The organism is Cellulomonas sp. URHB0016 (assembly GCF_054057935.1).
In genome coordinates this window covers 1012824-1032849 of the sequence record NZ_JBSRZU010000001.1, presented here as the reverse complement: position 1 = coordinate 1032849, position 20026 = coordinate 1012824, and the positions used below count along the sequence as shown (strand labels likewise).

Below are 20026 nucleotides of genomic sequence, written 5' to 3'. Positions count from 1 at the left end.
CTGCGCCGGGTCGTCAGCGCGTCACGCCGGGCACCACGGTCTTGGCGTAGGTGTACCCGGCCTCCTCGACGACGAACGGCAGGATCCGTTCGAGGGCGTGCAGCATCGTGCCGTCGATCGGCACCGGCTCCTCGGGGTACTCGTCCCACGTCAGCTTCGCCTCGAGTGCCGGCCGGAGAGCCTGCGGCCGTGCCCAGAACATCGACCCCATCGGGAAGTCGAAGTGGTTGGGCAGCGTCGTCGTCAGCCCCAGCCGCGCCACCAAGGACTCCGCCGCCGACCTGTTGAGGTCCCAGTCGTTCAGGTGGGGATCCTCGGGCGACACCAGGCCGAGCGTCGGGTCGGCTGCGAACGCCGCGCAGATCTCGTCGAGCATCGGGGCCTGGCCGCCGACCAGGTTCTCCCAGAGGAACGTCCGCCACCGGTCGGCGGTCGCGCTCTCGACGTGAGGGCTCTTCTTGCCGTGCACGTGGAGCACGAGGTCGTACTCGTTCAGCTCGTCCGCACCCAGCTGCGTGAACAACGGCGCGAGGTCGCGGCCCCGGTTGGGGACGAGCCGGACGTCCCACCGGGCGAGGCCGGACCTCTCCAGCCCGCGGCTCAGCCGATCGACCTTCGACGCGGACGTCGTGGTGAGCACCAGCGCCACGGGTGTCTCGTTGCCGGCCAGGCGCTCCAGGAGGTCGGCGGCCAGGTCGGGGTAGTGGAAGTGGCCGTGCACCAGGACGCGGGGGACCGGGTCCGGCGCGGGAACGGGGCTCTGCCTGGGCCGGATGACCTGGCGCCTCCAGGGCCCGGCCGGCTCACCCTTGCGCAGGTAGTCGGCGAACGGGTCGCCGTCCCGGTCGGGGTCGTAGCCCGGTGCGCGCTCCGCGTACACGAGCGGGTTGAACCCCTCGGTGGGACGGCGCGCGATCAGGCCCGCGCGAGGTCGAGCCCGCGGAGCGACGAGCGCCGAGCGTCGAACGTACTGCTCGACGTACGAGGGGAGCGGGCCGGCGGCACCCGTGCCGGCGTACAGCTCCGCGCTGAACCTGCCGCTCTCCTCGATGACGGCCGCGTCGTCCAGGGCCTGGACCGCGCGTCGCTTCGCAGCGAGCCCGAGCTCGTCCAGCCGAGCGGCGTAGCGGCCGATGTCGAAGGCGACCTCCGCGGCGCGTCGCAGCCGTTCGCCGTACTCGCGCCGCCGTTCCGGGTCCTCGGCGAGCGCGACGATCGTGGCTGCGGCCGCTGCGCTGTCCAGGTGACCGACGACGAGGTCGCTGAGACCGGCGTCACGGTGCAGCCACTCGGCATAGCCGCTCGCCCCGTCGAACGCGACGACGGGCAGGCCCGCGATCGCTGCGTCGATGGTGACGTTCGGCAGGGGGTCCAGCCGGGAGGACAGGAAGAGGATGTTCGCGCGCTCGTAGAGGGGCGCCAGGTCGGCGACCGGTGCGAGGAACGTCACGATGCCGCCGGCGTCGCTGCGGCGAACCTGTTCGTGCAGGTCGTCGATGTACCACTGCAGCGGCGGGATCCGGTCGCCGATCCACGCGAACACCACGGGCACCCCAGGAGCGGTGCGGTGAGCGTTCACCGCTGCCTGGATGAAGAACTCCACTCCCTTGCGTGGCGCGATCGTCCCTGCACCGATGACGAGCGTGGCGTCCGGGTCGAGCTCGGCGAGGAAGCTCCTGAGGTCCCGCTCCGGCAGGTCGGCCGCGATGCCGTCCGGACCGCGCGGGGTCGTGCGCGGCACGAAGGACTGCGGGTCGCCCGGCGGCAGGGTCGACTTCCCCTGCGGAACGATGTGGTACCCACGCCCGAGCATGTCCGCGTACTCGGTGCGCATGGAGTCGACGACGAGCTCGGCAGGGAAGACCAGGTCCGAGGCGGAGCCGAGAAAGGCCGACAGCACGCCGTGCGGCCGCATGCTCGGCGCGAACTCGTGGACGAGGCCGACGACGGGCACGCCCGCTCGCTCGAGCGCGGGGACGAGCGGATAGGTGGCCGCCGAGTTCGCGACGGCGTACACCGGCCGGTACGTCTCCGCGAGGTGCCGGGCGATGACCTCGTCCTCGCGCGGGCTCCACGCCTGCGTGTCGTCGAGGGACAGGGTCGCGGCGGCGACGCTCTCGATGTCGGGGCGGAGCTCGCCGCCGCGCAGGAGGACGGCGACGACGTTGTACCGGTCGCCGAGCTCCCGCAGGATGTTCCAGCCGAGCACCGGCGCACCGGTGCGGGTGGCGTCATGGAACAGCAGGAGCACGGTCGACCGCTCAGGATCCAGCTCGCGGACGTGCGTCCGGGAGGTGCCGAGCACCGAGTGCCACCGCCGGCCCTCGGCGCGGCCGCTGGTGTGGAAGTGGAGCCGGAGCTGGGCGTCGTCCATCTCCGCGAGGTCGTCGTTGGTCGCCCGGTAGTACGTGGCGTCGAACGTCGAGTACAGGCTCTGGATGTCCAGCCCGCCGTCCGCCACCGCACCGCCGGTCACGCTCGAGATCGACAGCGGACGACGACGCGTCAGCCGCCGCCCGGCACGTCTCACGCGCCCGGCAAGCTTGCGGGACGCGCGGATGGGAGCCGTCACCCGCCACGAGAGCGTGCGGCGGACGGCCGCGAGCTCGTTGCGTGCGGCGCTCAGCTCGGCGGTCAGCACCTGGGATGCTTCGCGCGCCGCCGCCTCCTGTGACTCGGCGCGCTCCGCTTCGGCGGTGAGGCGCAGGGCCGCCTCCGTGAGCTCCGCGGAGAGCCTGTCCGCCTCCGTGCCCCGCTCGAGCAGATCCTCCGCCAGGACGGCGGCCTCGGTGCCGAGCCGGGTCAGCTCGGCACCGCGCCGGTCGATCTCCTCGCGCAGCGTGGCCTCGACCTTCAGGAGGCGGTCCCGATCCCTGCGCAGGTCGTCCCGCTCGCCGGTCACCGCGAGCCGGTCGGCGGTCAAGGTGTCCCGCTCGGCGACCGCGGCGTCGCGTTCGCGCGCCCGGGCGATCAGGGCACCGTCGTCCTGGCCCGGCGCCAGCCGGACGCCGAGCACCTGCGAGGTGCTCGCGTCGACGGCCCGGCCGAGCACGGTGGACTGGAAGTCCCGCTCCCGGGACCAGCAGCTGTCGAGCGACGTCTGGTCGAGCGGGACGTCGAGCCGCGCGGAGAGCGTCGTGAGGAGGGCCTCGAGCGTCGTCGGTGTGCCCTCGGCGGGCGGCGCGATGGAGTCGAGCGAGGCGAGCGAGTCGTAGAGGGCCCGGAACACGACGTAGCGCAGGGTGACGGGCTCGGTCGACGACCACTCCAGGTCGACGAACCGCCGTGCCTCACCGGAGACCATCAGGTTGCGTGGCAGCGCGTCGACGTAGTGGCCCGGCAGGACGGTGTCCGGCTGGAGGTCGCCGACGTCGGGCAGGCTCGCCCGGAGCTCGTCGAGCCACACGGCGAACCAGTCCGCCAGCTGGTCCAGGGTCCAGCCCGGCCTCCCGACGATCGCGGCCAGCTCGCCCGACCACGGCCGTCCCGGCAGGTAGCGCTCGTCGGCGAGCACGAGCTCGACGTTCCCGACGACCGCAGGAAGAGAGGGATCCGACCGCTCCCGCCGGACGACGATCCCGTCGTCGGACGGCTCGAACGTGGTGGTCTTGGAGAACTCGGTCCGGCGGTCCGCCGACCCGAAGTACCAGGCGAGCGGGCGGTCCTCGGCCAGCGCGCTCGCACTCGCTCGCACCAGGAACGAGTTCGCGAGGTCGGCGACCAGACCGTTGCGCTCGACCGGGCCCCAGGCACGGCTGAGGGCGAAGGTCGTGCCGACATCCTGGTGGTCCTGGCCGGCCCGGGCGACGAGCGGCGTGGCGTCGAAGCCCGAGTCGGGCGCGAGCGCGCGCTCCGACAGCACGGTGGTGGGGAGCTTGTAGTCGGGGAACGGGAAGTACCAGTCCTGGTGACCGAGCCCGGCGCGGCTGATCCGCTCGGTGAGCTCCTCGCGCCCGAAGGTCACGACCGTCTCGTCGCCGTAGCGGTCCTCGATCCCGAACATGGGGAGTCCGACGTGGTCCTCGGGGAAGCCCGCGAGGTACTTGAGCCCGAGCTGGTTCTCGATGGCCAGAACGAGCTGGCCCCCCGGCGCGAGCAGCCCCGCGACGTGGTCCAGCATGATGTCCACCGGGTCCCGGCCGTCCGGTTCGAACCCGAAGACGCGCGAGTACTCCAGGACCCCGACCACGACGACGGTCGTGAACTGCTGCGGCCGGCCGAAGCCCTGGATCGTGTCGCCGACCACCTGGACGTTGTCGAGGTCCCGGCACCGGTCGGCGCACACCGTGGCCCGGCGCACCGATCCCTCGACAGCCACGGTCTCCAGGCCGTGCTCGCCCAGGGCACGTGTGACGGCTCCCATCCCCGCGCCGATCTCGAGGACCGGACCCTCCATCAGCGGGAGCAGCGGCCGGACCAGGTTGGCCCGCTGCGAGCTCAGGTGGTAGCGCGTCGGCCAGTCGCGGATGTGGCGGCTCAGCTCGGGCGATCGTGAGCTGAGGTCCGTCGAGTCGCGGACAGCCTGGGCGACGGACGACTCGAAGTCGTCGCCGTCGTTGTAGGTGAAGTCGTCCTCCGCTCGTCCCTCTCGGAGCCAGAGCCGACTTCCGGTCACGCGTCGGTAGCCGTGCTGGGCAAGGTCGAGGGTCACGTTGTGCGCTCCGAGGCGAGTGGTGGTGCAGGCTTGACGAGATGGTCGCCCGGGACCTGCGGGTCCGGGACCGAGAGCAGTGTGGCCGACACCTCGCGCGAGACCAGAGCCCAGGTCCGCTCGATCCCGTCCCGGAGCGAGACGCGGGGTCGCCAGCCGAGCTCGCTCTCCGCGAGAGAGCAGTCGAGCCAGGTGGAGCGTGCGTCGAAGCCCCGCGCGGGGAGCGGGCGCGGCCGAGGGGCGTCGCCACCACAGGCGGCCGCGATGGTGCTGTGCAGCTCGCGCAGCGTCGTCGGGGTCCCCGAGCCGATGTTGAGCACGCTCTGTCCTCGGAAGTCCTGCTCGACGGCGGCGACGAGTGCGGAGGCGATGTCCTCGGCGTAGACGTAGTCGCGCGCGACCTCGGGATCACCGAAGATGTGGATCTCCTGGCCCGCGGCGATGGCGTGGATCCAGTGCGCGACCACACCCTGTCCGGGCGCGACCGTCTGACCGGGCCCGTAGGCGTTCGAGACCCGCAGGACGAGGCCCGCGTCGTCGTGCTCCAGCAGCCGGTTCTCGAGCTCGATCTTGGTGCGGCCGTACGCGGTCCGCGGGACCACCGGTGAGCTCTCCGCATACGGGGGGCTCGCCATCTGGTCGTAGACGGCTCCGCCCGAGCTGAGAAGGATGGTCCGAGGTCCGTGCTCGACACCTGCGACCGCCGTGACGTAGGCGTGGAACGCGAGCAGGTCGAGCTCGATGCGGTCGGGATCGTTCTCGGCGATCATCGGGTTGACCGACGACGCTGCCCACACCACGTGGTCCGACACGGCGATCCGCGGGTCGACCTCACCGAGCGTCACCGGCGGTTCGGACCGGCCGAACTCGTGGACCACGTGCCCACGCTCGACGAGCAGCCGGGTGATGTGCCCCCCGAGGAAGCCTCCGCTGCCGACCACGCTCACGACCGATGGACGTACCCGCCTCGTCGTCATGGCAGCCGGCAGAGCCGCAGGAGCGACGCGCGTGTCCGCAGTGATGAGGTCGAAACCGGGCTCGCCGTGTCTCGACGCACCGAAGGAGTCGCTGTGGCCATGGGCAACAATCATGCCGTACTCGCACAGCGGCCCCTGCAGGACATCGGGGGTGAGTCCGGTCCGACCGATGGGCTACGGTTTTGCCTCGCAACCGGCGGCTCGGACAACGCGTCGTCCTACGGGAGGAGCGCGCGACGTGGCGGGGACAGCTGGCCGGATTTACAGCCTGCAATGGCTTCGCTTTGCCGCCGCGGCCGCCGTCGTCGTCTACCACAGCGCGGTGTATCTCAGCCTGATGCAGGGCGAGCAATGGGCGGTCGAGATCGTTCCGCCGTGGCTCGGAGCGGTCGGCGTCGCCATCTTCTTCGCCCTGTCGGGCTACCTCATGAGCGTGATGATGGTCCGCTACGGGGCCAGCACGTTCCTCCTGCACCGGGTCGTGCGGCTGTACCCGATCTACGTCGTGATCGTCGCGCTGGTCCTCGCCGCGGGCAGGGTGTCCCCGATCAAGCCGCCGGTGGACGCGAACGCGCTCCTCCTCTTCCCTTACGGCGGCGGCACGTACCCCCTCGGCGTCGAGTGGACCCTCGTGTTCGAGATCGGGTTCTACCTCTTCGTCGCCGCCCTGATCGCCCTGGGGCGCCAGAAGTCGGCCGCCTCCGTGCTGATCGGCTGGCTCGCGTTGATCCTCCTGCACAACGTGCTGCGCCCCGACAACCCGGCGGTGAACGTGTTCCCCGCCCACCAGCTGCCCTTCGTCGCGCTCAACACCGCCTTCGCGTTCGGCATGCTGCTGCCGCTCGTCCTCACGTGGTCGCCGCACCCGGTCCTGGCGGTGCTCGTGGGCACGGCGCTGTGGCAGCTCGGCTCGAGCATCGGTGTGACCTGGGGTCGCTGGGGCCTCGGGTTCGGCTCTGCGCTCCTCGTGCTGAGCCTCGTGAGGTTCACGGGGTGGAGGGCCCTCTTCGGGGACACGGTCCTCGGTCGGCTGGGAAACCACCTGGGCAACTACAGCTACGCCCTGTACCTGTGTCACGTGACCGTGATCCGGACCTTTTACGCAGTCAATCCGTCGATGGATTCACGGCGCTCGTTCTTCGCCGTCGTCGCGCTCTCGTTCCTGCTCGCGGTGCCGTTCGGTTGGCTCGACATGCGCATGTACAGGTTTCTCAAGGCGAAGGTCGACACCGGTCCTCCGCGAATACTGGCAGTCTGTGCGGCCGTCTTCGCTGCGGGGTTCGTGGTGCAGTTCATCCGCTTCTTCTAGCGCGCCCGGTCCTCGACATGTCGGCCGGGTCCGGCGTCAGTCGGTGCCGTGGTCGACCGCGTAGGTCCAGTGCTCGATGCCGGACCACCTGAACGAGCCTGTCGGGGTGAGGCACGGGAGGTCGAGCCTGCGGCCGGAGATGACACCGGTCAGCTGGGGGAGGCGCTCGGCGACGGTGCAGGGTGAACCCGCCACATTGATGACGTCGACGCCCGGGTTGCTCACGGTGAGCTCCCGGTCGTCCGTCCACGTGAACGTGATGTACGCGGCGCCCCGGTTCCACACGTCCTCGTCGCCGCCGGGGACCAGCTGCTCCCACGACTCGCGGTCGGGTCCGGCGAGCTGGTGACCTGAGATCGCCGGCACACCGGTGCCGATCATGAGGCTGTCGACGTACCAGCTGTCGGAGGCCACGACCTCTCCGGCAGCGCGGAGCCTCGTCCCGTCGCGAAGCATCTGGTCGGCGACGGTCGTCCCGCGCATGTCCGCCAGCCCGACGAGGACCGGGTTGACCTGCCACACGAGCGAGGCACCGAGCAGCACGGCGACGACGTACCCGGCGAACCAGCGTGGACGCCAGGTGATCGTGGCGACGACGAGGGCGAGCACGAGGCTGGAGATCCAGATCGTCTGGCTCGTCAGTGTCGGGAAGGTGGTCCGCATGAGGGACGCGGCATTGGCTGCGACCAGGAAGACCACCCCGCCGCACAGCAGCGGGAACGCCACGCGCGAGCGTTCCTGGAGGCCCGGGAGCAGGAGGCAGACCAGCGCGATCGACAGGTAGCCCAGGACATCCGCCGCGCGGGTCGCGGGCACGAGGTCGATGACCGGGATCTTCGCGCCGATCGTGCCGAAGTCCACCAGCGCCCAGGCGAACCAGAAGCCGGTGACGGCCGTCAGCGTGATGGAGGCGGCGCGGTGAGCGGCGTCGCGGAACACCACCCCGCGGGCGAGCAGCAGCACCGCCCACACCGCGGCGACCGCGAACGACGACGAGATCACCGACCTGTTGGTGCCGTCGGCGATCGGGAGGTGCTCCGCCTGCCCCAGAGCCGTCGCGGCGAAGATGTCCGGCATCGGCTTGGGCGTGCCGGACGACACCCGCGCACCCGGGTACGTCGTGTGCAGCACCGCCTGGATCGACGCCCAGTTCTCGAGCGCGAGGCCCAGGAGCAGCAGCGCGGCCACGGCCCCGGTCGAGAGGACGACGACGAGCGACGTCGTCCGGGTGGCCCGGTTCGCGAGCATCCCGGCCACGCCCGTCAGGAGGATGCCGGCGGCCAGGACGATCGCCCACGGCTGGTAGTGCAGGGGTGTCCGGGCGAGGAGGACGGCGGCGCCCAGCCCCCAACCGACGGCCGCCGGCCGGCGGTTCTCGAGCCATCTCGCGCTGCACCGCTGCATCGCCGCGACTCCGGCGATGGTGAAGCCGAGCAACGGCAGCGGGGCGAGGGACCACCACGCGGTCGCCGGCGAGACGGCCATCAGAGCGGCCGCGAACGCGCCCATCCAGCGGTTGCCCGTGAGCGTCCCGAAGAACGCCGGTGCGCCGAGCGCGAGCAGCAGGAGCGGCAGCCACCACCGCGCGGCGACGAGCCAGGCGTCCGGCAGGTAGGGGCCGAGCCGGAGCGCGGCGCCGTCGAGGAGGACGATGCTCGACACCGGTCCCGACGGGAGCTGGGAGATGAACCCGTGAGGGGCGGTCAGCGGGTTGAGCGACTCGGAGGAGCCGGTCGCCGTGACACCGAGGTTGAACGGCATCGAAGTGAGGTACTCGTCGCTGCGGAGCTCGACCGGCTCGCCGAGCTGGAGGCCGTGCGGGTGCGCAGGATCCTGCCGCATGGTCGAGATCCCGACCGACGACATCGTCACGCCCAGCAGGACGAGCACCAGGTAGACGACGACCGGACCGACGATGCGCCACGGGACTCCACGGAGGCGCTCCGGCACGTGCACTCAGACCCCCCCGATCGATGACGCAGTGCGCGGACCTCGCCCGCTCGGCCGGCGACGCGTGCCGGACGGGTCCGGGCGCCGACCGTCGGACCTCAGCGCAGCTTGAGGCCGCGGGCGACCTTGCCCGCCATCCGCCGCGCACGTCGCTCCACGCTGGCGTCGCGCTGCCGGCGCAGCTGGGCGAGCTCGGCCTCCTGGAGCGCGAGCCGCACATGCAGGCGCTCCATCTCGGACTCGGCGCCGGAGAGCCGGTGTGCCGTGGCAGTGAGCGCCGCCACGTCGGCGACGAGGCCGCGGTGCCGGCCGAAGTCGGCCAGGTGGGTGTTCAACGCAGCGCGCAGCGTGCCGGCGGCCCGCTCCTTGCGCGCCGCGAGACCGGGGTCGCTGGTGTTCACTGCGGCCTGGAAGTCGGACTCCACGGCGATGAAGCGTTCGAGCGCGTCGTCGTCGACCGCGAGGCCGATCGAGGTGCCCAGCTGGGTCACCAGGTCGCGCACGGTCGCGGCGGCACCACCCCAGGCCTCGGCCTCGCTGGTCCGGGCGATCTCCACGGCGGTCCAGTACAGGCCCCGTACGAGATGGTTCTCGCGGCCGTACCCCTGGATGTGCCACTCCTGGTCGATGACCGTGGGCTCGCCGTCCGCCTGCACGATGATGTTGTGCGGGACGAGGTCGACAGGGTTGCGCTCCGCGTCGGGAACCAGGTCGGTCCAGCGCTTGAGCAGTGCCCCGGCCTCGTCGGGATGGCGCGCCAGGAGCTCGAGGAGCGTGTCGCCGAGCACGTGCGGCGCGTCCGCCTCGACCACGTGCTGCACACCGTCGACGCCGGGGTCACCGCCGTGGGTGCCGCGCGCGATCGGGGTCCGACGGAACCGGATGCCTCCCTCGGTGTGCACGACCTCCGCCCGGACGCCGAACCTGGGCTGCCGGGTCGCGGTCATCGCGACCGCGAGACGGTCGGCCGGCCAGAGCGACGACGGTGCGCCACGGTCCGCCACCATGACGAACGAGTTGGCGAAGTTCTCTCCCACGCCGGTGTCGACGAGCGTGGCCCACGTGAGCCGCTCGTCGGCGAGCGACAGACGTGGCGTCTGGTAGTCGCGGCTCGGCATCGGGGGCAACCGACGGGCCAGACCGCGGTCCAGGGCGTAGAGCGCGTCGTCCATGAGCACCCGGGGCAGCTTGTAGTCCGGGAAGACGCCGAGCGTCCGCGGCTGGAAGCCGGTCTGCGCGAGCATCGAGGTGAGCCGCTCGCGGGTGAACGTGCGCGCCGGAGACGGCAGAGGATAGCCCTCGATCGAGTCGAAGGCTCGGTCGGAGTGGTCCTCCGGGGCTCCGACGAGGTACTTCACGCCGACCTGGTTCTCGATCGCCAGCACGAGAGACCCGTTCGGGCGCAGCAGCCCGTGCACCCGGCGCAGGAAGTCCGTGTACGGCGTCGGGTCCTCGGCGCCGTTCGCGACGTACTCGAGGACGCCGATGACCACGACCACGTCGTAGGTCGGCTCGAGCGGGACGTCCTCGAGCATCCCGACCATGACCGCCACGTGGTCGAGGTCCCGGGTGCGCAGGCGAGCCACACGGGCGCGGGCAGCCATGGGCTCGACCGCGTCGACCAGCGCGCACGTCTCGCCGAGGTACCGCGTGATCGGGCCGCAGCCTGCCCCGATCTCCAGCACGCGGGCGTCAGCGGGAAGGTCGAGCCCGCGCAGGAGGTTGGCCCGCGTGGTGGTGAGGGAGTACTCGGTGGCCCAGTCGCTCGCCTCGTCCGCGAGCTCCTGGGAGCTGGAGGACAGGTCGGTCGCGCGCCCCACGATCTCGGCGAGCTTCGCCTCCGCACCGTCGGCATAGGTCAGGCCCGGGTCCGACAGCACGCGACAGCCGTGCGCATCGAGGACGCCCAGGTCACGGACCGGCGTGGAGTCCAACATCATGTGCCCTTCGACGGGTGGCGATGGTCGGTGCTGTGCGTCCCCCGCGGCAGTGCCAGTCGCGCCCGCCGCGCCACTGCGGCACCGATGTCTCGAGCGCGATCGAAGGTGTTCAACGATCGTGCGAGCGCGACCTGAGCCCGCCTCCGACGGTCGGTGAGATCGGGGGCGGGCCTCGGGTGGGAACAATACTGCACGAGTGGTTCGGCGACGTTCCGCCATTCGAGCGTCGCCGCGAGCTCCCGTGCCCGGTCCCGGGCGGTGGCCAGCCCGGCCCTGTCCGAGAGCGTGCGGTCCAGGAGGTCGACCAGGGCGTCGAGGTCCCCCGGAGCGACGGTCCAGCCTGCGCCGCGCGCCGCGACCAGGGCGCCGAGCGCGTCACCGGAGGTGGAGACGGTGGGCAGCCCGGCCCACAGGTGGTCCAGGATCCGGGTCCGGAAGGAGAACTGCGTCTCGACGTGGTCGAGGAAGGTGCACACGCCGAGCGTCGCGTCCGCCAGGTAGTCGCCGCGACGCTCGTACTCGACCCACGCGGGCAGGAAGTGCACGTGGGTGCCGAGCACGCCGAGCGTGGCGGCGGCGTCGCGTGCGGCGCGGTCCGCACGTCCGCTCGCGACGTCGGGGTTCGGATGCGCCCCGCCGGCGAACACCAGCTGCACGGACGGGCGCGTCACGACCAGCCGGGCGACCGCCCGGACCAGGATCTCGGGGTCGAACCAGTTGTAGAGACCACCGCCCCACCACAGGATCTCGTCCGCGTCGGTCAGCGAGGGGACCGCCGCACGCAGTGCGCCCCCGGAGCCGGCCGGCGGCTCGGAGGGCGTCCCGAAGGGGACGATGCCCAGCAGCGATCCGAGCGTCGGGTCGTCGTCGTAGGTGTCCGGGTTGACGCGGCCGACGGACGCGAGGTGGCCCAGCCAGAGCGTGCGCTGCTCGGTGGAGGCGCACATGAACCAGTCGCCGAGGAGCGTGCTCGTGCGCAGCGCACGCACGGCGGCCGCGACGGCGAGCTGCCGGTGCCGGGCCGGCAGGTCGATCGTCCGTTCGAGGGCCTCGAGGTGGTACGGGTCGTACAGGTCGACGACGATCCGCGACCGGCTCCGGGCCAGGCGCGGATAGCGGTGGAGCGTGTCGCCACCGGTCACCACCACGTCGGCGGCGGCGAGCGTCGCGACGACGTCCGACGGCTCGACGTGCCGCACCGGGACACCGACGACGGAGCCGGTGACCGCTCCGGTGCTCACCACCGCGACGTCGAGGCCCGCGTCCCGCAGGACGCGGCCCAGCTCCAGCACCCGGATCGCCGGTCCCGCCACGCGGGCACTGATCGGTTCCGGGGTGAGGAAGGCGACTGACGTCACGCCTGCGACTCGGGGTCGCACAGGTAGCCGTAGATGTCGCCGAGCGCACCGTCCCAGTCGGAGTGCCGTTCCGCGATGTCCTCCAGGCCCGCGGCCGCCAGTGACCGTCGCAGCGGCGCGTCCTCGATGAGGCGAGAGAGCTGCTCGACCAGCCCGGACACGCCGAGCTCGGCGAGCAGCGAGTTGCGGTTGTGGTCGAGGATCCAGTGGCCCCACGGGTTGTCGAACGCGACCACGGGCACCCCCGAGGCCATCAGCTCGAGCGGCAGGTACGACGGGTGCTTGGAGACCGTCAGGGCCAGGCCGATGTCGACCGTCCGGTAGAGGACGCCGGTCGCGCGGTAGTCGAGAAGACCGAGCTGCTGGATGTCGCCCGCCCGCGAGGTGCCCTTCGCCCACGACCCGGCGGCGACGATCCGCACCCGGGTGCCGTACCGCTTCTTGATCTCGCCGAGCGCGAGCGAGGCGATCTCCCAGCAGTTGCGCCAGTGGCCGGGCCGCCCGTACAGGAAGATCGTGACGGCACGGTCGTCGGGACGGGGCTCGTCGGCGTCGTGGAACACCTTGCGGTCCACGGCCGGCATGAACGACATGCCCTTGCCGCCGTACTCGCCGGTGTAGATGGAGTGCAGGTTCTTGGTGTTGCAGACGCCGTAGAGACCGAGCCGGTAGGACTCCTCGGTGAGGGCGTACATGGAGCCCGCCGGGTAGAACATCGGCTCGAAGTCCTGGATCAGGTAGAATCGGCGCGGTGCGCTCGTCGACTTGGCGACGAAGTACGCGGTGACCCACAGCGTCGCGATCGACGCGTCGGCGGCCGGCACGGCTGCGAGGCCGTCCTCGCTCCCGTCGTGGAACACGATCTCGGAGTCGGCCAACCCGGGGAACGCCGCCGCCAGCGCGCTGCGGACGTAGTTGTCCGACGGGGCGCCCCACACGACGAAGCGGTTGGTCACACCGTGCTCGCGCCGCAGGAGGTCGGCGATGCGGAACGCGGTGTTGATGCCGCCGTAGTACGGGGAGTCGATGTCGGGGATGAACCAGTTGACGGTGCGGACCTCGCGGTAGCCCGTGGTCGACGCGTGCACGGCCTCGACCTTGGCCCGGTCGCTCGAGTCCGCGCGGCAGAGGTCGGCCAGCATGAGGGCCTCGTTCTCGTCGCTGGTCTGACGGAACACCGTCAGGTTGCGGCCGAGCGGTTCGGACAGCATCTGCCGGGCGGTGGGCTCGAGCGGGCTGCGCAGCCGCGGGACACGGCTGGTCAGCGAGAGGTGCGGGGAGAAGTACGGGTCGCCGCCCAGGACCCACGGGTTGTACCGCCAGTAGCTGGCGAAGAAGTCCTCCGGCGGCACGGTCGACCCGCGCGTGGCCGACTCGAGGTGGCGGACGCCGACGTGGGGCGAGCAGACGTTGCGGCGACCGGAGAGCACGGCGTCCAGGCCGAGGGTCACGTCGGAGCCGCAGAGGACGAACCTCTCGTCGAACCCGCCGAGCTCGTCGAACACGTCACGCCGGATGGCGAGGCACGCACCGGTGACCGCGAGCGTGTTCCGGTACCGGTCGGTCGGGCCCAGGAGGCTGTCCGACCCGGGCCTCATGCCCTGGAACAGGTGGTCGGCGAAGCCGCCGATGCCCAGCACCACGCCGCCGTGCTGGATGTCCCCGTCCGCGTCGAGGAGCTGCCCGCCGACGCAGCCGATCCCCGGCCGGAGGGCCCAGCCGACGAGCTCGTCGAGCCACGCCGGGTTGGCCACCTCGGTGTCGTCGTTGAGGAAGACGACGACCTCTCCGTCGGTCGCGGCCGCCGCCACGTTGTTCACGCGTGAGTAGTTGAACGGCGTCTCGGTCCACCACGTGACCGTGAGGTCGTGACCGAGCTCCGTGCGCTGCCCCGCGTACCAGGCGTCGTTGTCCTCGCTCCGGCCACCGTTGTCGATCACGTGCACGTCCCACTCACCGGCATAGGTGGTGGTGGTCAGCGAGGCCAGGGCCCGCCGGAGGAGCGGGCGGTTGTGGCGCGTGGGGATCACGATCGAGACCTTGGGCCAGGTCCCGGGCTGCGGCGTGACCCGCAGCGAGTCACGTTCGACGCGGACGCGCGCCGCGCGCCCGGTGCGGTCGAGGTGGGCACGGACGACGTCCGCCCCGTCCTGCGTGACGGTGTCGTGGTGCGTCCGCACACGGCTCAGCGGCCGTGCGACGCGGCCCGCGACCAGGGGGAGCTCCGAGGCGCGGAGCAGGAGGTCCCAGAGGGCCGCGTCGACCGTCGGCGCCCCGAAGCCCGCGAGCTGGACGAGCATCGCGCGGCGGATGGCGAACGCGGCGCCGACGTAGTTCGCGCCCAGCAGCGCCTCCGGCGACCACTCGGGGCGCAGGCGCAGGCCGTTCGCGTCGGTCGTCGAGAGCTCGTCCCAGACCAGGACGTCGATGAGCGGGTTCTCCCACGTCGCGGCAGCCACCCGGTACAGCGCGTCGGGCGTCAGGCGGTCGCCGGCAGGCAGGAACAGCACGTAGTCGGCGTCGGACGCGGCGGCGGCGAGCGCCACGTCGGCCGTCCACGTCTGGTCGGGGCTCTGCAGCGTCCGCGCCACCTCGGAGGAGCTCGAGCCCGCGACCGCCCCTGCGACGACGATGTCGTGGTGCGTCCACGTCTGCGCCGAGACCGAGTCGACGCTGGCGTCGACGTCGTGGCCCGTCGCGCCGTTCGACGGCACGACGACCAGGAACCGGATCGGTGCGAGGGCTGCGCGTGCCTCGACACGTTGGGCACGCAGCTCGTCGCGCGACGGGACCTGGCCGGCGGACCACGCCTCGACCGACAGGTGGGGGGAGCGCACCGCGCCCGTCGTCGTGAACGCGACGCGCACCTGCTGGGCGGCACCCCGGGTGATGCGGGCCGTGTCCAGCGTGGCCTTGGCCACGGCGCGGCGACGGCTGTTGGCGGGCAGCTGCTCGGCGGTGGTGCGCCGGACGCGCTCGTAGATCCCGCGGGGTGTGGGCATCGGGCTCATCGTGACTCCTCGAGACTCGGCTCGGTGACCGTCGTCTGGCCCCAGGATCCCGGGAGCAGCACGTCGCCGCCTTGCGCGGGACCGGCTCCGGCCTGGACGGTGAGCTTGAGCGCCCGGTCCAGATGGTCGTAGACGTGCGTGAAGCTGCCGTTCGTGACGCCGATCGACACCATCCAGTGCCCGCTCTGCAGGGGCAGGGTGGCCAGGTGGTAGTCGACGTAGCCGGTCCCCGACAAGGTGCCGAGGTCGAGCGTGACCGAGTTCGGCCCGGCGACCTTCTGACCGTGCTCGGGGGTGAAGGCGAGCGCGAACACCGGGCTGTCGATCGGGACGTGGGCCTTGTAGTGCACGCGGACCGTCATGGCCTCGCCCACCACGGGGAGCCCGCCGCTCTCGGCGAGGACGTCGACGCCGGTCACCTCGAGCTCGCCGCCGCCGCGCCTGTTGGTCGTGTCCAGGCCCGGCACAGGGTGCTCCACGTGCGCCCGCGTGACCCGCTTGTTCTCCATGCGGTTGACGTCCTCGACGTAGGCATCGACGACCTCGACCGCCGAGCCCTCCATGACGAGCGAGCCGTGGTCGAGCCACGCCACCCGGTCGCACATGGACTGGACGAGCGCGAGGGAGTGGCTGACGAACACGATCGTCACGCCTCGCGCACGGAGCTCGGACAGGTAGTCGAAGCAGCGCCGCTGGAAGTCCTCGTCACCGACGGCGAGGATCTCGTCGACGATGAGGATCTCGGGATCGAGGTGGACGGCGATGGAGAACCCGAGCCGCGCATACATGCCGCTCGAGTAGACCTTGACCGGGGAGTCGATGAAGTCGCCGAGGCCCGCGAACTCGAGGATGCGGTCGAACGCCTCGTCGATCTTCTTGCGCGGCATGCCCAGGATCGAGCCGTTGAGGTAGATGTTCTCGCGGCCCGAGAGCTCGGGGTGGAAGCCGGCACCGAGCTCGAGCAGGGCGGTCACCCGGCCCTCGTGCGAGATGCGACCCGACGTCGGACGGTGGATGTTGGCCATCAGCTTGAGGAGCGTCGACTTGCCCGACCCGTTGTGCCCGATCAGGCCGTAGGTCGTGCCGCGCTCCACCTGGAGGGACACGTCCCGGAGGGCCCAGAACTCGGTGACCGGCGACCGGCCGCGCACGAAGACCTCCTTGAGGCTCGTGCGGCGCTCCTGCGCCAGACGGAACCGCTTCGAGACGTTGTCGACGGTGACGACCATGTCCTTCGAGGTGCTCACAGCTCCTCCGCGATGTCGAGGGCGGCACGTTGGAAGACGGACCAGCCGAGGAGGAAGACGACCACCGCGACGGCGACCATCCCGACGATGAGCAGCAGGCTGGGCATCGTCCCGTACCAGAGCACGTCACGGGCGGCCTGGACGTACCAGCTCAGGGGGTTGAGGCCGAGCAGCGCGCGTGCCGGGATGCCGGAGCTGGTGGTGACGGGGATGTCCTCGGGCGCGTAGATGATCGGCGTCGCGTAGAAGAGCAGCTGCAGGCCGATCCCCACCAGGTGGCTGACGTCCTTGTAGCGGACGTTGGCCACGGAGACCATCAGCCCGATGCCGAGCGAGAAGACGGCGAGGAGCAGGAAGACCACCGGGATGAACAGGGTGGCCCACGCGAGGTTCTGCGCGAACGCGAGCACGACCAGGAGGATCCCGAACTCGATCAGCGTCTGCACACCGGCGGACATCGCGTTGCCGATGACCGGGGCGAACGCGGGGAACCGGATCTTCTTCAGCAGGGGTCCCGCGCCGATCAGCGACCCCATGCTCGTCGTCACGATGCCGTTGAAGAAGTTCCAGCACACGAGGCCGATGAACAGGTAGATCGTGTAGCTCTCGAGCGTGCCGTTGCCGGCCAGCGGAGGCTTGCGCTGGAAGATCGTCGAGAACACCAGCGTGAAGATCAGCAGCGTCGCCGCGGGGTTGGCCAACGACCACAGCCAGCCGGCGACGCTTCCGCGGTAGCGGCCCTTCAGCTCGCGCCGAGCAAAGTTCGTCGTCAGTGCGCGGTAGGTCCAGAGGTCGGACAGGTCCTTCATCTGATGTGTGATCTCCCAGATCGGCCGAGCCGTACCGGCTCCAGCGGCGTCGGCCACCGCGCAGCGCTCGACTTTACCTCAGAGGACCGGGCAAACCGGCGCGAGCGAATGTGTCGAAGGTCTCCCGCGCGGCGCGCTCCCACGTGTACGTCGACGCCGTCGCACGTCCGGCCGTACCCCAGGCACGCGCCTCGGGTCCGAGCGCCGCACGCAGCCCGCGGGCGATGTCGTCGACGTCACCGGGGTCGACCAGGACGCCGGCGCCCGCGGCGAACTCCGCCATCGAGGTCTTCGCGCTCGTGACGACCGGGACGCCGTGCGCCATCGCCTCCAGGACCGGCATGCCGAACCCCTCCCACGACGACGGGAAGCAGAACGCGGCCGCGCCCGCGTACGCGCAGTGCAGGTCGTGCTCGGAGAGCCTGCCCACCGTCCGGACGCGGCCCGGGTGCGCAGCGACCGCGACGTCACCCCACCCCTGCGGTCCGGCCAGGACCAGCCGGACCTCGGGCGGCAGCTCGGCCCGGACGAAGGCGTCGACCATGGCGGGCACGTTCTTGCGCGGCTCCAGGGTGCCGCACCACAGCACGTACGGACCGTCGATCCCGTGGCGCCGGCGGAACGCGTCGACGTCGGCGGACGAGATCACCGGGACCGACACGCCGTGCGGCACGACGGCGATCCGGTCCGCGTCGATGCCCGCGTCGACGCAGTCGTCGCGCGTGGCCGCCGACGGCACGACGACGACGGCGGCCTCGTCGATCGTGCGCTGCAGGCTGCGGGCGAAGAACTTGTTGCCGCGCGCGGAGAAGTGCTCGGGGCTGCGCAGGAAGGCGACGTCGTGCACCGTGACGACGAGCGGCCGCCGCGTCGGGGGCACGGCCCACGTGGTCGCGTGCACCACCTCGGCCCCCGCCACGAGATGCTCCGCCCGGGGGAGCCGCACCGTGTTCCACGCGTCGTACAGAGCGCGGCGGGGCAGGGGTGCGACGACGGTCGAGCGCAGCGTCGGCGCGATCCCGGCGGCGGGCGTGGCGCCCCGCCGGTGCGCGGCGCGGATCCCCACCACCGGGGTGTCGAGCGCCGCGAGCGCCTCGGTCAGCCGCGCGACGTACGTGCCGGACCCGCCCGGGACCGGCTGCCAGCACTGCTCGACGACCATCGCGACGCGCATGTCGTCCTCGTCCTTCGTCGGCGGCCGGCGGCCGGGTGTCGTGCCTCCTGCGCAGCGAAGTATGCCAAGACGTCCGGCTCCACCCGAATCGAGCTGTGGCGGAGTCGTGGAGCAGGTGAGTCGGCGCAGGGGCACCGCCGGTGACGCCCTAGAGTTCCTCCGGTGCCGCGTGCGGCACCGCACGCCGCACGAACTAGGGGAGCCCATGGTGGACGTCGTCGAAGCAGCTGCGCCACGGGAGACGGGCACTCGCCGGCACCTCCCCGAGACGGTGCGGCGCCTGCTCGCCCCGGTGCTCCTGGTCGTGCTGGCCTTCACCCTGGTGTCGGTGCATGTCGGCGACTACACCAAGATCGGCCCGATCGACGAGCTCCAGCACATCGACTACCTGATCAAGGCGCCGCACGTGGTCGTCGTGGGCGAGCGGGTCGGCCAGCAGGCGATGGAGGAGGAGGCCTGCCGTGGCCTCGACTACCCCCTCAAGGGCCTGCCGGACTGCGAGGTCGGCACGCGGTACAACCCGAGGGACTTCCAGGAGGCCGGCTACAACACGGCCTCGGTGAACACGCCGCTCTACTACACCGTCACGAAGGCGTTCGGCTGGCTCCTGTCCCCGTTCACGCCCGGCGACAGCATCGTGACCGACGCGCGGATGGCGGGGGCCGTCTGGCTGGGCCTCGGGCTCGTGCTCGCCTACGCCGTCGGACGTCGGATGCGGGTGCCGCGCACCCCGCTCTTCGTCGTCCTGGTGCTCGTCGCCTGCACGCCGTCGGTCCTGTACCTGAGCTCCACCGTCAACCCGGACGCCGCGTGCCTCGCGGTCGGGGCGTCCGCGGTGCTCGCGACGCTGTGGTGGGAGGAGGCCCCCCATCCGCCGTTGGCCGGTCCTCGTCCTCGCCGTCGCGGTCGGGGTGCTGCTCAAGGCCACCAACGTGATCATCTTCCTCGCGATCGGCGCCTACATCCTCCTGCAGCTGCTCGACTGGTGGCGGGGCCGCCGGGCCGGGCGCGAGGACGGACTGTCGGGGAGCGTCACCGCGGGACCGAAGGGACTCGTGGTCGGGGGCGCGGCCGTCCTGGGCACGTTCGTCGTCGTGCAGCTCGCCTGGGCGGTCCTCGTGGGGGTCGTGACCTCGAGCAGCAGCGCGGTCCCGCCCATGGCGCACGAGTTCACGATCCCCAGGTTCCCGCAGGCGCACGCCGTCGAGGCCGTCGGGATCTTCCTCAACCCGCTCGCGTCCTACCTCGTCGAGGTCGGCCCGGGCGAGTACCTCGCCGCGACGCAGCGCCTCACGGGCGTCCTGCTCTCCACGGCGCTGGTCGCGCTCGCCGTGTTCGGCCGGACGCTCGGCAGGGTACGGACCCTCGCGCAGGGCGGAGCCATCGTCGGGCTGATCGGCGCTCCCGCCTTCGTCGCGCTGAGCTACTTCGCGCAGGGCGTCTACTTCGCGCCACCGCCCCGTTACGGGCAGACCCTCGTCCCGCTCATGGCGGTCCTCGCGGCCTACTCGCTCCGCACGCGTGCGATGGTCCGGCTGGCGGCTGCGATGGCGGTGGTCATGCTCGTCCTGACGGTCTACCGGATCGTCGCTTTCTGAGG

Annotated in this window: 11 protein-coding genes; 2 read left to right on the top strand and 9 right to left on the bottom strand. The window is 71.6% G+C overall.

Going from position 1 to position 20026, the window contains the following annotated elements; translation table 11 throughout:
- Nucleotides 1–13: 13 nt before the first annotated feature.
- Both ACVW07_RS04855 and ACVW07_RS04850 read right to left on the bottom strand, forming a co-directional pair.
- Nucleotides 14–4651 (bottom strand): rhamnan synthesis F family protein, encoded by a 4638-nt coding sequence (locus ACVW07_RS04855; RefSeq protein ID WP_456818143.1) that lies wholly within the window; start codon nucleotides 4649–4651, stop codon nucleotides 14–16.
- Nucleotides 4648–5598, bottom strand: a complete 951-nt coding sequence (locus ACVW07_RS04850) for an NAD-dependent epimerase/dehydratase family protein (protein WP_456818142.1) — start codon at nucleotides 5596–5598, stop codon at nucleotides 4648–4650. Before ACVW07_RS04850 ends, ACVW07_RS04855 begins: the two co-directional genes overlap by 4 nt.
- Before the next feature lie 268 nt (nucleotides 5599–5866).
- On the opposite strand from ACVW07_RS04850, the gene ACVW07_RS04845 reads away from it, so the two are divergent.
- Nucleotides 5867–6937: an acyltransferase family protein gene (locus ACVW07_RS04845; RefSeq protein WP_456818141.1), complete on the top strand. Its 1071-nt coding sequence runs from the start codon at nucleotides 5867–5869 to the stop codon at nucleotides 6935–6937.
- Nucleotides 6938–6973: 36 nt separating this feature from the next.
- On the opposite strand, the gene ACVW07_RS04840 is transcribed toward ACVW07_RS04845, so the two are convergent.
- From ACVW07_RS04840 to ACVW07_RS04810, 7 genes are all read right to left on the bottom strand, one after another.
- Nucleotides 6974–8887, bottom strand: a complete 1914-nt coding sequence (locus ACVW07_RS04840; protein WP_456818140.1) for a DUF7657 domain-containing protein — start codon at nucleotides 8885–8887, stop codon at nucleotides 6974–6976.
- Between the two features lie 98 nt (nucleotides 8888–8985).
- Nucleotides 8986–10827, bottom strand: coding sequence for a methyltransferase domain-containing protein (locus ACVW07_RS04835; RefSeq protein WP_456818139.1), 1842 nt, complete (start codon nucleotides 10825–10827; stop codon nucleotides 8986–8988).
- Entirely contained in the window at nucleotides 10824–12185 is a 1362-nt protein-coding gene (locus ACVW07_RS04830; protein ID WP_456818138.1) for a glycosyltransferase, read from the bottom strand. Before ACVW07_RS04830 ends, ACVW07_RS04835 begins: the two co-directional genes overlap by 4 nt.
- Nucleotides 12182–15187: a rhamnosyltransferase WsaF family glycosyltransferase gene (locus ACVW07_RS04825; RefSeq protein WP_456818137.1), complete on the bottom strand. Its 3006-nt coding sequence runs from the start codon at nucleotides 15185–15187 to the stop codon at nucleotides 12182–12184. Before ACVW07_RS04825 ends, ACVW07_RS04830 begins: the two co-directional genes overlap by 4 nt.
- Nucleotides 15188–15192: 5 nt before the next feature.
- Complete coding sequence (locus ACVW07_RS04820) at nucleotides 15193–16443, bottom strand: ABC transporter ATP-binding protein (RefSeq protein WP_456818136.1); 1251 nt, start codon at nucleotides 16441–16443, stop codon at nucleotides 15193–15195.
- Nucleotides 16440–17252: an ABC transporter permease gene (locus ACVW07_RS04815; RefSeq protein WP_456818135.1), complete on the bottom strand. Its 813-nt coding sequence runs from the start codon at nucleotides 17250–17252 to the stop codon at nucleotides 16440–16442. Before ACVW07_RS04815 ends, ACVW07_RS04820 begins: the two co-directional genes overlap by 4 nt.
- 73 nt (nucleotides 17253–17325) lie before the next feature.
- Nucleotides 17326–18426, bottom strand: a complete 1101-nt coding sequence (locus tag ACVW07_RS04810) for a glycosyltransferase family 4 protein (protein ID WP_456818134.1) — start codon at nucleotides 18424–18426, stop codon at nucleotides 17326–17328.
- A gap of 911 nt (nucleotides 18427–19337) precedes the next feature.
- Between ACVW07_RS04810 and ACVW07_RS04805 the strand changes: the two genes are divergently transcribed.
- A complete protein-coding gene (locus ACVW07_RS04805) occupies nucleotides 19338–20024 on the top strand; it encodes a hypothetical protein (protein ID WP_456818133.1) in 687 nt (228 codons plus the stop codon).
- The last annotated feature ends 2 nt before the right edge of the window (nucleotides 20025–20026 follow it).

Coding starts and splice junctions, on each gene's coding strand:
- ACVW07_RS04815 (WP_456818135.1), bottom strand. CDS start 17,252: ATGAAGGACCTGTCCGACCTCTGGACCTACCGCGCACTGACGACGAAC.
- ACVW07_RS04810 (WP_456818134.1), bottom strand. CDS start 18,426: ATGCGCGTCGCGATGGTCGTCGAGCAGTGCTGGCAGCCGGTCCCGGGC.
- ACVW07_RS04825 (WP_456818137.1), bottom strand. CDS start 15,187: ATGCCCACACCCCGCGGGATCTACGAGCGCGTCCGGCGCACCACCGCC.
- ACVW07_RS04835 (WP_456818139.1), bottom strand. CDS start 10,827: ATGATGTTGGACTCCACGCCGGTCCGTGACCTGGGCGTCCTCGATGCG.